At 70.4% G+C, this 14,356-nt stretch carries 12 protein-coding genes; 5 read left to right on the top strand and 7 right to left on the bottom strand.

Going from position 1 to position 14,356, the window contains the following annotated elements; all coding sequences use genetic code 11:
* Window positions 1-29: 29 nt before the first annotated feature.
* Window positions 30-1,235 (top strand): thiolase family protein, encoded by a 1,206-nt coding sequence (locus tag ACDF64_RS15595; protein ID WP_394552279.1) that lies wholly within the window; start codon window positions 30-32, stop codon window positions 1,233-1,235.
* A gap of 5 nt (window positions 1,236-1,240) precedes the next feature.
* The gene (locus ACDF64_RS15600) at window positions 1,241-3,385 is read left to right on the top strand and encodes a 3-hydroxyacyl-CoA dehydrogenase NAD-binding domain-containing protein (protein ID WP_394552280.1); all 2,145 of its coding nucleotides are present in this window, start codon (window positions 1,241-1,243) and stop codon (window positions 3,383-3,385) included.
* 71 nt (window positions 3,386-3,456) lie between these two features.
* Here ACDF64_RS15600 and dxs read toward each other — a convergent pair whose 3' ends face one another.
* From dxs to dut, 5 genes are all read right to left on the bottom strand, one after another.
* A complete protein-coding gene (gene dxs, locus ACDF64_RS15605) occupies window positions 3,457-5,403 on the bottom strand; it encodes a 1-deoxy-D-xylulose-5-phosphate synthase (protein ID WP_394552281.1) in 1,947 nt (648 codons plus the stop codon).
* A 189-nt stretch (window positions 5,404-5,592) separates the two neighbouring features.
* Window positions 5,593-8,421, bottom strand: a complete 2,829-nt coding sequence (locus ACDF64_RS15610; protein ID WP_394552282.1) for an aconitate hydratase — start codon at window positions 8,419-8,421, stop codon at window positions 5,593-5,595.
* A 151-nt stretch (window positions 8,422-8,572) separates the two neighbouring features.
* Window positions 8,573-9,397, bottom strand: a complete 825-nt coding sequence (locus tag ACDF64_RS15615) for a DUF3159 domain-containing protein (RefSeq protein WP_394552283.1) — start codon at window positions 9,395-9,397, stop codon at window positions 8,573-8,575.
* 4 nt (window positions 9,398-9,401) lie between these two features.
* Window positions 9,402-10,031 (bottom strand): DUF3710 domain-containing protein, encoded by a 630-nt coding sequence (locus ACDF64_RS15620; protein ID WP_394552284.1) that lies wholly within the window; start codon window positions 10,029-10,031, stop codon window positions 9,402-9,404.
* Window positions 10,028-10,486: a dUTP diphosphatase gene (gene dut, locus ACDF64_RS15625; protein WP_394552285.1), complete on the bottom strand. Its 459-nt coding sequence runs from the start codon at window positions 10,484-10,486 to the stop codon at window positions 10,028-10,030. Before dut ends, ACDF64_RS15620 begins: the two co-directional genes overlap by 4 nt.
* 38 nt (window positions 10,487-10,524) lie before the next feature.
* Here dut and ACDF64_RS15630 point away from each other — a divergent pair, with 38 nt between their 5' ends.
* Window positions 10,525-10,989, top strand: coding sequence for a DUF3093 domain-containing protein (locus tag ACDF64_RS15630; RefSeq protein ID WP_394552286.1), 465 nt, complete (start codon window positions 10,525-10,527; stop codon window positions 10,987-10,989).
* On the opposite strand, the gene ACDF64_RS15635 is transcribed toward ACDF64_RS15630, so the two are convergent.
* Complete coding sequence (locus tag ACDF64_RS15635; RefSeq protein ID WP_394552287.1) at window positions 10,986-11,279, bottom strand: DUF4193 domain-containing protein; 294 nt, start codon at window positions 11,277-11,279, stop codon at window positions 10,986-10,988. The genes ACDF64_RS15630 and ACDF64_RS15635 overlap by 4 nt on opposite strands.
* Before the next feature lie 193 nt (window positions 11,280-11,472).
* Between ACDF64_RS15635 and sepH the strand changes: the two genes are divergently transcribed.
* Both sepH and ACDF64_RS15645 read left to right on the top strand, forming a co-directional pair.
* Window positions 11,473-12,609 carry a septation protein SepH gene (gene sepH, locus ACDF64_RS15640; protein ID WP_394555172.1) on the top strand — a complete coding sequence of 379 codons (1,137 nt, stop codon included), beginning with the start codon at window positions 11,473-11,475 and terminating at the stop codon, window positions 12,607-12,609.
* 103 nt (window positions 12,610-12,712) lie between these two features.
* Window positions 12,713-12,997, top strand: a complete 285-nt coding sequence (locus ACDF64_RS15645; RefSeq protein WP_394552288.1) for a hypothetical protein — start codon at window positions 12,713-12,715, stop codon at window positions 12,995-12,997.
* Window positions 12,998-13,068: 71 nt separating this feature from the next.
* Here ACDF64_RS15645 and clpX read toward each other — a convergent pair whose 3' ends face one another.
* Window positions 13,069-14,343, bottom strand: a complete 1,275-nt coding sequence (gene clpX / locus ACDF64_RS15650; protein ID WP_394552289.1) for an ATP-dependent Clp protease ATP-binding subunit ClpX — start codon at window positions 14,341-14,343, stop codon at window positions 13,069-13,071.
* Between the last annotated feature and the right edge of the window lie 13 nt (window positions 14,344-14,356).

The following is a 14,356-nucleotide window of genomic DNA, read 5'->3' on the forward strand; positions in this document are numbered from 1 at the left end:
CATCCTGATGCGAAAGAGGGAGCTGCAGCGTGGCTGAACGAGCTGACGTCGTGTTCGTCGACGGGGTCCGAACCCCGTTCGGACGAGCCGGTGACAAGGGCATGTACTGGAACACCCGGGCCGACGACCTGGCGGTGAAGGCGATCACGGGGCTGCTCGAACGCAACCCGAGCCTCCCGAAGGACCGCGTGGACGACGTGGCGATCGCCGCGACCACGCAGCAGGGCGACCAGGGCCTCACGCTCGGTCGCACGGCCGCGATCCTCGCGGGCCTGCCGATGACCGTCCCCGGCTTCGCGATCGACCGCATGTGCGCGGGCGCGATGACCGCCGTGACGACGACCGGCGCGGGCATCGGCTTCGGCCAGTACGACGTCGTCATCGCCGGCGGCGTCGAGCACATGGGCCGGCACCCGATGGGCCTGGACGCCGACCCGAACCCGCGCTTCCTCACCGAGAAGCTCGTCGCGGCCGACGCGCTCAACATGGGCAACACGGCCGAGCGCCTGCACGACCGCTTCCCGGCGCTCACGAAGGAGCGGGCCGACCGGTTCGGCATGCGGAGCCAGCAGAAGGTGCAGGCCGCCTACGAGGCCGGGCACATCCAGCCCGACCTCGTGTCCGTCGCGATCCGCACCGACACCGGCTGGGGCCTCGCGACCGAGGACGAGGGCCGCCGCCCGGAGACGACCATGGAAGGGCTCGCGGCGCTGAAGACGCCGTTCCGCCCGCACGGGCGCGTCAGCGCGGGCAACGCGTCGCCGCTCACCGACGGCGCGACCGCCGCGATCCTCGCGAGCTCGGATGCCGCGAAGGAACTCGGCCTGAGCGTCAAGATGCGCATGGTGAGCTTCGGCTTCGCCGGCGTCGAGCCCGAGGTCATGGGCATCGGCCCGATCCCCTCGACCGAGAAGGCGCTGAAGCGCGCGGGCCTCACGATCGACGACATCGGCCTCTTCGAGCTCAACGAGGCGTTCGCGGTGCAGGTGCTGAGCCTGCTCGACCACTTCGGCATCGACGACGACGACCCCCGCGTCAACCCGTGGGGCGGCGCGATCGCGATCGGCCACCCGCTCGCCGCGTCGGGCGTCCGCCTCATGATCCAGCTCGCACGCCAGTTCGAGCTGCACCCCGAGGTCCGCTACGGCCTCACCGCGATGTGCGTCGGCCTCGGCCAGGGCGGCAGCGTCATCTGGGAGAACCCGCACCACAAGCGCTACGGAAAGGGTCGCTGAACCACATGACCGACTACTCGAAGATCGACTTCTCCGAGCTGGCGGCCGCGTTCGCGGACGACGAGGTGGTCACCCACTCGTACGTCCGGGACATCCGCCTCCCGTCCGGGCGCGTCCTCGCGCTCATCACGCTCGACAACGGACGCGACCACACGCGCCCCTCGACGCTGGGGCCGGTGACCCTGCTCGAGCTCGCCGACCGGCTCGACGAGCTGAAGGTCCGCGCGTCGGCCGGCGAGATCGCCGGCGTCGCGATCACCGGCAAGCCCTACTTCCTCGCGGCCGGTGCCGACCTCTCGAAGGTCAGCGCGATCCCGAGCCGCGAAGCGGCGTTGCGGATGGGCCAGCTCGGGCACTTCGTGTTCGGCAAGCTCGGCGAGCTCGGCGTGCCGACGTTCACGTTCATCAACGGCCTCGCCCTCGGCGGCGGCCTCGAGATCGCGCTGAACAGCGACTACCGCACGGTGGATGCCTCGGCCCCGGCGATCGCCCTGCCCGAGGTCTTCCTCGGCATCATCCCCGGCTGGGGCGGCGCGTACCTGCTGCCGAACCTCATCGGCATCGAGAACGCGCTCAAGGTCGTCGTCGAGAACCCGCTGAAGACGAACCGCATGCTGAAGGCGAAGGACGCCTTCGACCTGGGCATCGCGGACGCGATCTTCCCGACCGTGAACTACCTCGAGGACTCGCTGAAGTGGGCCGACGGCGTGCTCGGCGGCACCGTGACGGTCAAGCGCCCGAACGCGCCCGGCAAGCTCGAGCGGCTCGCGAAGTGGGACATCGCGATCGGCATCGCCCGCAAGACGCTCGAGGCGAAGATCGGCACGACCGCCAAGTCGCCGTACGTCGCGCTCGACCTGCTGAAGGCCGCGAAGAACGGCAGCAGGGCGGAGGGCTTCGCGCGCGAGGACGAGGCGCTCGCCGATCTCGTCGCCGGCGACCAGTTCCGGGCGTCGATCTACGCGTTCGACCTCGTCCAGAAGCGGGCGAAGCGTCCGGCCGGTGCGCCCGACCGCTCGCTCGCGCGCAAGGTCACGAAGGTGGGCATCATCGGCGCCGGCCTCATGGCCAGCCAGTTCGCGCTGCTGTTCGTGCGCCGCCTGCAGGTGCCGGTCGTCATCACCGACCTCGACCAGGCCCGCGTCGACAAGGGCCTCGCGTACATCGTCGACGAGATCGGCGCCCTCGAGCAGAAGGGCCGCATCGACGCCGACGAGGCGAACCGCCTGCGCGCGCTCGTCTCGGGCACGACCGACAAGGCCGACTTCGCGGACTGCGACTGGGTGATCGAGGCGGTCTTCGAGGACCTCGCGGTCAAGCAGCAGGTGTTCGCGGAAGTCGAGCCGCACCTGTCGGCGACCGCGATCCTCGCGACGAACACGTCCTCGCTCTCGGTCGAGCAGATCGGCCAGGGCCTCGCGCACCCCGAGCGGCTCGTCGGGTTCCACTTCTTCAACCCGGTCGCGGTCATGCCGCTGCTCGAGATCGTGAAGGCCCCCGCCACCGACGACGAGACGCTCGCGACCGCCTTCGCGACCGCTGCGAAGCTGAAGAAGTCGGCCGTGCTGACCGCCGACGCGCCCGGCTTCGTCGTGAACCGCCTGCTCGCCAAGGTCATGGGCGAGGCGGCGCGTGCCGTCGACGAGGGCACCCCGGTGCCGGTCGTCGAGCAGGCGCTCGCGCCGATCGGCCTGCCGATGGGACCGTTCGAGCTCATCGACCTCGTGGGCTGGGCCGTCGCCGCGCACGTGCAGGACACGATGGTGCGCGAGTTCCCCGAGCGTTTCTACTCCTCGCCGAACCTGCACGCGCTGTCCAAGCTCGGCGGCCCGGTCGTCGAGAAGAACAAGGCGGGCAAGGTCACCGACCTCACCAAGGACGCCAAGAAGGCGATCACGGTCGGCAAGACCCCGGTGGATGCCGCGACGATCCTCCGTCGCGTCGAGGACGAGCTCGCCGGCGAGATCAAGCTCATGCTCGACGAGCAGGTCGTCGCCGCGGCCGAGGACATCGACCTCTGCCTCATCCTCGGTGCCGGCTGGCCCTTCCCGGCCGGCGGCGCGACGCCCTACCTCGACCGCGTCGGGGCATCCGACCGCGCGTTCGGCGACACGTTCCACCACCCGCCCATCCGCGGGGTGGACGCGTAGCGTTCGGCGACCAGCAGCCCGAAGGGGGCGGAACCGATCCGGTTCCGCCCCCTTCGTCGTCGAAGCGGTCGTCAGACCCGCGGCTGCGACCCGGTGTCGCTCGAGACCGCCTCGCGGCCCGCGCCGCGCGCGTGCGGGAGCTTCGAGCCGAGGACCATGGCCGTGACATCCCGGGCGATGTGCTGCGGCGTCAGCCCGACCCGCTCGAGGATGTCGGCGCGCGCTCCGTGGTCGAGGAACTCGTCGGGCAGTCCGATCTCGGTGACCGCCGTGTCCACGTCGGCCGCGCGGAGGTCCTGCCGGATCCGGGTGCCGACGCCGCCGACGCGGATGCCGTCCTCGAGGCTGACCACGATGCGGTACTCCCCCGACAGGTCGACCACGCTGCGCGGCACGGGCACGACCCATCGCGGGTCGACCACGGTCGCGCCGATCCCCTGGGCCTCGAGCCGCGCCGCCACGTCGAGCGCGATCCCCGCCATCGGGCCGACCGCGACGATCAGCACGTCGCGCCGCTCGGATTCGACGAGCACGTCGACGCCGTCGTCGGTGCGCCGGACCGCCGGGTACTCGACGCCGACGCTCCCCTTCGGGAAGCGCAGCACGGTCGGGGCATCCGTCACGTCGACGGCCTCGGCGAGTTCCTCGGCGAGCCGGACCGCGTCGCGCGGGGCGGCGATCCGGATGCCGGGAACGACCTGGAGGATCGCGAGGTCCCAGACGCCGTGGTGGCTCGGGCCGTCGGGCCCGGTCACGCCCGCACGGTCGAGCACGAAGGTGACGCCCGCACGGTGGAGCGCGACATCCATCAGCACCTGGTCGAACGCGCGGTTCATGAACGTCGCGTAGACGGCGACGACGGGGTGCAGCCCGCCGTAGGCGAGGCCGGCCGCCGAGGTGACCGCGTGCTGCTCGGCGATGCCGACATCGAAGACGCGGTTCGGGAAGCGCTCGGCCATGCGGTGCAGGCCCGTCGGGCGGAGCATCGCCGCGGTGATGCCGACGAGTCGGTGGTTCTGCTCGGCGAGTGCCACCAGTTCGTCGCCGAAGACGCTGGTCCACGACTTCGCGCCGCTCGCCTCGAGCGACTCGCCCGTCTCGGGGTCGATCTGCCCGACCGCGTGGAACTGGTCCGCGAGGTCGCGCCTGGCCGGCTCGAAGCCGCGGCCCTTCTCGGTGATCGCGTGCACGATGACGGGCGCGCCGTAGTTCTTCGCCTGGCGGAGCGCCGCCTCCATGGCGTGCTCGTCGTGGCCGTCGACCGGGCCGACGTACTTGATGTCGAGGTTCGAGTAGAGCGCCTCGTTGCCGCTGAAGCGCGCGAGGAAGCCGTGGAGGCCGCCGCGGACGCCGCGGTAGAGCGCCTTGGCCGGCGAGCCGAGGCGCTCGAACGCCCGGCTGCTCGAGAGGTGCAGGTCCCGGTACGACCGCTTCGTGCGGACCGAGTTCAGGAAGCGCGCCATGCCGCCGATCGTGGGCGCGTAGGAGCGGCCGTTGTCGTTGACGACGATCACGAGGTTCCGCGTGTTGTCGTCGCTGATGTTGTTCAGCGCCTCCCACGTCATGCCGCCCGTGAGCGCGCCGTCGCCGACGACGGCGACCACGTGGCGGTCGTGCTGGCCGGTCATCTCGAACGCCTTCGAGATGCCGTCGGCCCAGCTCAGCGAGCTCGACGCATGGGATGACTCGACGATGTCGTGCTCGGACTCCGAGCGCTGCGGGTAGCCGGCGAGGCCGCCCGTCTGACGGAGGTCGGAGAAGTCCTGCCGCCCCGTGAGCAGCTTGTGGACGTACGCCTGGTGGCCCGTGTCGAACACGATCGCGTCCCGCGGCGAGTGGAAGACGCGGTGGATCGCGAGCGTCAGCTCGACGACGCCCAGGTTCGGGCCGAGGTGACCGCCGGTCTTGGCCACGTTGAGCACGAGGTGCTCGCGGATCTCCTGCGCCAGCTGGTCGACCTGCTCCTGCGAGAGCGCGTCGAGGTCGCGCGGTCCGGTGATCGTCTCGAGGAGGGCCATCGCCACCGCCTTTCACGCCCCGCAGCCGGGGCATCATTGGATTCTACGCGACGAGGGTGTCGCCGCCCTGAAGCCCGGGCCGAGCTCCCGCATCGGGCGGAACGGCGGAAGCCGCCGTGCGGACACGCCAGCACGGCGGCTTCCGATCCGTCCCGGCGGCGCCGCGGCGCCGCCGGGACGGGATCCTGATCAGACCAGCGACCGCAGCACGTACTGCAGGATGCCGCCGTTGCGGTAGTAGTCGGCCTCACCGGGCGTGTCGATGCGCACGACCGCGTCGAACTCGACGGTCTGCTTGCCCTCGGGCGAGAACTCGCTCGGAGCGGCGGTGACCTTGACCGTCTTCGGCGTGACGCCCTCGTTCAGCTGCTCGATGCCCTCGATCGAGACGATCTCGGTGCCGTCGAGGCCGAGCGACTTCCAGCTCTCGCCGGCAGGGAACTGCAGCGGGACGACGCCCATGCCGATGAGGTTCGAACGGTGGATGCGCTCGAAGCTCTCGGTGATGACCGCCTTGACGCCGAGCAGGTTGGTGCCCTTGGCCGCCCAGTCGCGCGACGAGCCCGAGCCGTACTCCTTGCCGCCGAAGATGACGAGCGGCGTGCCCGCGGCCTGGTAGTTCATCGACGCGTCGTAGATGAACGACTGCGGGCCGCCGTCCTGCGTGAAGTCGCGCGTGAAGCCGCCCTCGACGACGTGGCCGTCGTTGACGGCCGCGACGAGCTCGTTCTTCAGGCGGATGTTCGCGAACGTGCCGCGGATCATGACCTCGTGGTTGCCACGACGCGAGCCGTAGGAGTTGAAGTCCTTCTGCGCGACGCCGTGCTCGGTCAGGTACTGCGCGGCCGGCGTGCCGGCCTTGATGTTGCCGGCCGGGCTGATGTGGTCGGTCGTGACCGAATCGCCGAGGGTCGCCATGACGCGCGCGCCGTGGATGTCGGCGACCGGGGTCAGCTCGAGCTGCATGCCGTCGAAGTAGGGCGCCTTGCGGACGTAGGTCGACTGGTCGTCCCACTCGAAGATCGGCCCGGTCGGGGTCGGGAGGTTCCGCCAGCGGTCGTCGCCGTCGAACACGGTCGCGTACTGGTTGATGAACTGCTCGCGCGAGATCGAGGAGTCGATGATCTCCTGGACCTCGTCGGGCGCGGGCCAGATGTCCTTCAGGAAGACGTCGGCGCCGGTCGAGTCCGTGCCGAGCGCGTCGGTCTCGAAGTCGAAGTTCATCGAGCCTGCCAGCGCGTAGGCGACGACGAGCGGCGGCGAGGCGAGGTAGTTCATCTTCACGTCGGGGCTGATGCGGCCCTCGAAGTTGCGGTTGCCCGAGAGCACCGCGGTCACGGCGAGGTCGTTCTCGTTGATCGCCGTCGAGACCTCTTCGATGAGCGGTCCCGAGTTGCCGATGCAGATCGTGCAGCCGTAGCCGACGGTGTAGAAGCCGAGGCCCTCGAGCGCCTTGTCGAGGCCCGACTTCTCGTAGTAGTCGGTGACGACCTTCGAGCCCGGGCCGAGCGTGGTCTTGACCCACGGCTTGGAGGTCAGGCCCTTGTCGAGCGCCTTCTTCGCGAGGAGGCCCGCCGCGATCATGACCGACGGGTTCGACGTGTTGGTGCACGACGTGATCGCGGCCAGCGCGACCGCGCCGTGGTTCAGCGTGAACGACGGACCGTCGGCGAGCGTCACCGGGGTCGGCTTCGACACCGTGTGCGGCGCGTGCGAGTGGTGGTGGTGCTCGTGGTGGTTGTACTCGTCCTCCGGCGAGAGGCCGGGCGGGTCGGAGGCCGGGAACGACTCGGAGATCGTCAGGTCGACCAGGTCGTGGTCGGAGTCCGCGTAGTTCGTCAGGTCGGCGTTGAACTGCGTCTTCGCCTCTGAGAGGAGGATGCGGTCCTGCGGGCGCTTCGGGCCGGCGATCGACGGGACGACCGTCGACAGGTCGAGCTCGAGGTACTCGCTGTAGGCGGCCTCGTTCGCCGCGTCGTGCCACAGCGACTGCAGCTTCGCGTACTGCTCGACGAGCGCGACGGTCTGCTCGTCGCGGCCGGTGAGGCGCAGGTAGTCGAGCGTCACGTCGTCGATCGGGAAGATCGCGGCGGTCGAGCCGAACTCGGGGCTCATGTTGCCGATGGTCGCGCGGTTCGCGAGGGGGACCGAGGCGACGCCGGCGCCGTAGAACTCGACGAACTTGCCGACGACGCCGTGCTTGCGGAGCAGCTCGGTGATCGTGAGCACGACGTCGGTCGCGGTGACGCCGGCCGGGATCTCGCCGGTCAGCTTGAAGCCGACGACGCGCGGGATGAGCATCGAGACGGGCTGGCCGAGCATCGCGGCCTCGGCCTCGATGCCGCCGACGCCCCAGCCGAGCACGCCGAGGCCGTTGACCATGGTCGTGTGCGAGTCGGTGCCGACGCACGTGTCGGGGTAGGCGCGGAGGACGCCGTTCACCTCGCGGTCGTAGATGACCTTGGCGAGGTGCTCGATGTTCACCTGGTGGACGATGCCGGTGCCCGGCGGGACGACCTTGAAGTCGTCGAACGCGGTCTGGCCCCAGCGGAGGAACTGGTAGCGCTCGCCGTTGCGCTCGTACTCGATCTCGACATTGCGCTCGAGCGCGTTCTCGGTGCCGAAGAGGTCGGCGATGACCGAGTGGTCGATGACCATCTCGGCCGGCGAGAGCGGGTTGATCCGGTTGGGGTCGCCGCCCAGGGCGGTGACGGCCTCGCGCATGGTCGCGAGGTCGACGATGCACGGCACGCCCGTGAAGTCCTGCATGACCACGCGCGCGGGCGTGAACTGGATCTCAGTGTCGGGCTCGGCGCTCGGCACCCAGGAACCGAGGGCCTCGATCTGCTGCTTGGTGACGTTCGCGCCGTCCTCGGTGCGCAGCAGGTTCTCGAGGAGCACCTTCAGGCTGAACGGCAGCTTCTCGTAGCCGGGGACGGTGTCGATGCGGAAGACCTCGTAGCTCTTCTCACCGACCTGGAGCGTGTCCTTCGCCCCGAAACTGTTCACTGCAGACACGATGTCCTCTCCTTCACGGGAAGCCGCCGCAGAGCGCGGCAACTCGATCTTCCTCGTCAGACGGGCCGGTCTGCCAGCAAGGCTCACCTAAGCGATCACGTCGGATCGGGCGGCGTCGACCAGGATTTATCTTGACGTCGAGATAATCCTATCACTCGCCGGAACGTGCCGACGGCCCCTCCGCGGGCGACCACGCGGCCCGGACGACGAGCCACGTGAGCACGAGCATGAGCGCGTACAGCGGCACGCCCATGAGCAGGCGCGTGAGGCCGAGCGCCTGCACGTTGTCGACGAGGTAGAGCGGGACCTGGACCACGAGGCGCAGCGCGAAGAACCCGACCCACGCGAACGTGAGGAACTGCGCGAGGCGCACCTTCCGGCGATCCCGGCGCCACGCGGTGCCGTCGCCGAGCAGGAATCCCACGACGATCCCGATCGCCGGCCAGCCGACGAGGATCGAGACGAGCAGGCCGACCGCGTACCCCGCGTTCGTGATGAACCCGAGGACGTAGTTGTCGCGCGCGTCACCCGTGAACAGCGCGAGCCCGGCCGAGAGCAGCACGCCCACGAGCCCCGCGATCGCCTGCGTGGGCTGCCCCTTCGCGACGACCCGCGCGAGCGTGAACGCGAGCGCGAGGCCGACGGATGCCACGAGCGAGGGCACGAGCGCAGCCTGCGGGTCCTGCCCGCCGAGGCTCGTGAGCACCGAGTAGGCCACCAGGAACACGAGCCCGGGCAGCAACGCCTCGAGGATGCCCCGGACCCCGCCGACCGCGGCCAGCACGTCGCGCGCGCTCAACCGCTCGTCGCGCGCGAGCGCGCCGAGGCCGCTCCGCTCGGCAGCGGCCTGGAACTGGCGCGCGAACTCCGCACGCGCCTCGTCCGACGCGGGCGCCTCGGGATGCTCCGAGCCCGACTCCGGGCCGTCGTCCGCACCCTCGGCCGGCAGGGCGCGCCCGTCGCGTTCCGCCTCCACGGCGCTACCGCGCGGCGGGGCCGGCGGTGCCGGTGGCGCCGGCCGGCATCCGAAGCGGGATGAGGTCGCGCGGCGGCATCGGCGTGGTGCCGCGCACGACGACGATCGAACGGAAGAGCTCCTCGATCTTCGCAGCCGCCTCGGGCTGGACCGCCGCCTCACCCGCGATGACGCCGCGGAGGAACCAGCGCGGGCCGTCGACGCCGATGAAGCGCGCGAGCCGGGTGTGGGCGGGCGCGGCGTCCGTCTGCGCGACCGGGATCTGCGCGAGCAGTTCGGGACCGAACGCGCCCTCCCGGACCGTCGTGGTGCCGCCCTGCCTGGCGATCTGGTCCGCGATCTGGTCGCGGATCTCGTGCCACAGGCCGCTCGAGCGCGGCGCGGCGAACGGCTGGACCTGCAACGTCGAGTTCGCGTAGTCGAGTCCGACCGCGACGATGCGCTTGGACCCCTCCTCGACCTCGAGGCGAAGGTGCAGGCCCTCGCGCGGGAGCACCTTCACGCCGCCCAGGTCGACGTACGGCCGGACCGGGTTCGCCTCCGCCTCGTCGAGGGGGCCGGCGGTCGCGCGGTCCTCGGGTGCCGACTTGGGCTGATCGGCGAATCCGTCGCCGCTGGTCTCGATGTCGCTCACGCGTCCACTCCTTGCTTGTGCTCCCCGAATCCGGTCGAGCCGAACCCCCCCTCGCCGCGCTGGCTGCCCGGCAGCCGCTCGACCTCGACGAACCGCGCACGCACGACGGGCATCACGACGAGCTGCGCGATGCGGTCGCCCGCCTCGATCGCGTACGACTCCTCGCGGTCGGTGTTCAGCAGCGAGACCCGGATCTCGCCGCGGTAGCCGGCATCGATCGTGCCGGGCGCGTTGACGATAGTGATCCCGTGCTTGAACGCGAGCCCGGAGCGCGGTACGACGAACGCGGCGTACCCAGCGGGCAGGGCGATCGACAGCCCGGTCCCCACGGACGCGCGCTCGCCGGGGGCGAGCACCACGGACTCTGCGGCATGCAGGTCCGCCCCGGCATCGCCGGGATGCGCGTACGTTGGAACCCGATCAGCCGTGATCAGGACCTCGACGGAATCAGTCACCGTTCGAGGGTAGTGCAGAAGTCTGGTCGAATAGTCCCATGCCCGAATACCGCGAACGCCTGTGGCCGACGCCGTGGATCTACGTCGCCAGCCTGCTGCTCGTGCCCGCGAGCATCCTGGTCCTGGCGCCCGTCTCGGTCCCGGCGGGAATCGTCACCGGGATCATCCTGTACGTGTCCGCAGTCGGCACGCTCTCCTTCACGGCCCCCATGATCGAGGTGCACGACGGACGCCTCCGCGCCGGACGCGCGGAGATCCCGCTCGCCCTGGTCGGCGAGGCCGTCGGAGCGGATGCCGATCGCGCGCGCCTGGAACTCGGCACCGGATTGGACGCGCGCGCGTTCCTGGTCATCCGGGGATGGGTGCGCACGCTCGTGCGCATCCCGATCGAGGATCCGACCGACCCGACGCCGTACTGGCTCCTGTCGACCCGCCGGCCAGACGAACTGGCCGCCGCGATCAATCGATCGCGACGGCCGGACGACTCGGGGCTCGAGCCCTAGGAGGCGCACTCCTGGCAGATCGGGCCGAGCTTGGTCTCGTGGTCGATCTGCGAGCGGTGCTTCACGAGGAAGCAGTTCACACAGGTGAACTCGTCGGCCTGCGGCGGGAGCACGACGACGTCGAGTTCGACGTCGGAGAGGTCGGCTCCGGCGAGGTCGAAGCTGCCCGGGTTGTCGGCGTCTTCGACGTCCACGACCCCGGAGAGCTTGTCGGGCACGCGCTCCTTGAGGGCCTCGATCGACTCGGAGTCGTCTTCGGTCTTCCGCGGTGCGTCGTAATCCGTGGCCATGCCCATCCGTTCCATCAGTTCGCCGAAATTCGGCGCGCCATAGTTTGCATGAAATCCATGCCGTTGGCAAACCGTTCGACGGCGTGCCGGGCGCGACCGATGCAACTTCCGGCGCGCCCGCGCTATTCCCCCATGCTGGGGGCGGCGCGTGGCATCCTTGGGCGCAGACGCAGGCACGGAAGGGCATGTCGTGATGCAGGAACTCAAGGTGATCGGAGTCGAGAACGGTGCGCTGCTCGCCGCCTCCGATGATGGCGCGCGCTTCCGGATCGAGATCGACGAGGTCCTCCAGTCGCGAATCCGACAGGTGCAGCCCGAAGTGCACCAGGGTCCACGGCTGTCGCCGCGGGAGATCCAGGCGCAGATCCGGGCGGGGCTCTCGGCCGAGGAGATCGCCCAGTTGACGGGCGCGTCGGTCGACTACGTTCGCCGGTTCGAGGGTCCGGTGATCGCCGAACGCGAGCACATCGTCGCGTCCGCGCTGTCCGTGACCGTCCACCTGCCGGACGACCTCGACCCCGCCGTCGACGAGCCCGCCTCGTTCGGCACGGTGATCCGGGACCGGCTCGCACGCCTCGGCGCGCTCGGCGAACGCTGGGCGAGCTGGAAGGACGAGGAGCGCGGCTGGATCGTCAAGCTCGAGTTCACGGCCGACGAGATCGACCACGACGCGCGGTGGGGCTTCGACCCCAAGCGCCAGACGCTGCAGCCGCTCAACCCCGAGGCGATCACGCTCTCGCACCAGCGCGAACCGGACGGCGGGATGATCCCGCGCCTGCGCGCGGTCGGACCGGACCACGAGGCGTCGAGGTTCGACAGCGGCGCGTTCTCGTTCGAGCCCGAGGAGGCGGTGATCGAGGATGTCCCGCAGCCCGAGCCGCTCCCCTACGGCCGGCCGGCACCGCTCGCGCCCGCGGCGTCGAGCCCGGCGGTCGCGCGCGCAGCGATCAAGCGCGCCGAGGAGCCGCCGCCTGCGATCGGCGAGACGGCCGACCTGCTCGAGGCGCTGCGTCGTCGGCGCGGCGAGCGCGAAGCGGCGGTCGAGTCCTCCGCGACGCCGCCGGCGACCGCACCCGCGGCGCCCACGTCGACCCAGGCGAATGCCGCGACTCCCGACGATGCCGGTTCGCAGCCGGTCGCCGAGGCCCCGACGGCCGCGGTCGACCCGTCGGCACGTCCGGTCGCGCCCGAGGAGCAGCCCGGCGCTGCCGCCCGCGCACTCTGGGGCGGACGAGGTGCGAACGGCAAGCCGACCCGCCGCGGGCGGGCGTCGATGCCGAGCTGGGACGAGATCGTGTTCGGCGCCCGCCCGGACGACGACCTCGCCTGAGCAGCGTCCGACTATCACGACGAAGGCCCGGCCGAACGCCGGGCCTTCGTCGTGTCGGCGGGCAGTGGTACTCTTCGAACATACGTTCGAATGCGAGGTGGCCATGGACGCTGTCAGGGAGCTGGTCGAGGTCTGGACCGACGACGGCGGTGCGCCCGTGCGGATGGTCTGGCGGGCGCGCCGGTTCCGCGTGAGCGACACGCCGACGACCCTCGTCGGGCCCGCGGCGTGGTGGGCGCCGTTCTCCGGGCACGATGCAGCGCCGGGTCACCCACCGCTCACGATCGCCGGATGGCGCTTCCAGGCGACCGCCGACGACGGCGAGACGCACGTGTTCGACCTCGAGCGGGTCGACGGCAGGTGGCGCGTGCTCCGGGTCTTCGACTGACCGGGCAGCCCGGGGACTGAGCGGACCGCCCAAAGACTGACCGAGCCGCCCGGACCACCCGAGTCGGTCGACTACGCCGACTTCTCCTGGCGGCGCGGCTTGTGCGGCACGATCGTCGGAGCCGCGTTCTCGCGCACCGCGGCCTCGGTGATCACCACGCGTGCGACGCCGGTCGTGGAGGGCACCTCGAACATGATCGGTCCGAGCACCTCCTCCATGATCGCGCGGAGGCCGCGAGCACCGGTCTGGCGGAGGACCGCGAGGTCGGCGATCGCCTCGAGCGCCGCCTCCTCGAAGTCGAGCTCGACGCCGTCGAGTTCGAACATCCGCTGGTACTGCCGGACGAGCGCGTTCTTCGGCTCGGTGAGGATCTCGATCAGCGCGTCGCGGTCCAGCGGCGACACGGTCGCGACCACCGGCAGGCGCCCGATGAACTCGGGGATGAGCCCGAACTTGTGCAGGTCCTCCGGGAGGACTTCGCCGAAGATGTCCGCCTCGTCCTGCTTCGAGTGCAGCGGGGCGCCGAAGCCGATCCCCCGCTTGCCCGCGCGCGACGAGATGATGTCCTCGAGCCCCGCGAAGGCGCCGGCCACGATGAACAGCACGTTCGTCGTGTCGATCTGGATGAACTCCTGGTGCGGATGCTTGCGTCCGCCCTGCGGCGGCACGCTCGCGACCGTTCCCTCGAGGATCTTGAGGAGCGCCTGCTGCACGCCCTCGCCCGAGACATCCCTCGTGATCGACGGATTCTCGGCCTTGCGCGCGATCTTGTCGACCTCGTCGATGTAGATGATGCCGGTCTCGGCGCGCTTCACGTCGTAGTCGGCAGCCTGGATGAGCTTCAGGAGGATGTTCTCGACGTCCTCGCCGACGTAGCCGGCCTCCGTCAGCGCCGTCGCATCGGCGACCGCGAACGGGACGTTCAGCTGCCTCGCGAGGGTCTGCGCGAGGTAGGTCTTGCCGCAGCCGGTCGGGCCGATGAGGAGGATGTTCGACTTCGCGATCTCCACGTCGTCGCGGTGGTCGGCCGCCGTGAGCGTCGACCGCGCCCGGATGCGCTTGTAGTGGTTGTAGACCGCGACCGCGAGGGTGCGCTTCGCGTCATCCTGGCCGATCACGTACTCCTCGAGGAAGGCGAAGATCTCCTTCGGCTTCGGGAGTTCGAACTCCCCCGCCTCGGCCTCACCCGACTCGGCGAGCCGCTCCTCGATGATCTCGTTGCAGAGCTCGACGCACTCGTCGCAGATGTACACGCCGGGACCGGCGATGAGCTGCTGGACCTGCTTCTGGCTCTTCCCGCAGAAATTGCACTTGAGCAGGTCGGCGCTCTCCCCGATGCGTGCCATCTGCTCCTCCTCT

Origin of the sequence: Agromyces sp. MMS24-JH15, from assembly GCF_043518605.1 — a bacterium.
Classification (GTDB): domain Bacteria; phylum Actinomycetota; class Actinomycetes; order Actinomycetales; family Microbacteriaceae; genus Agromyces.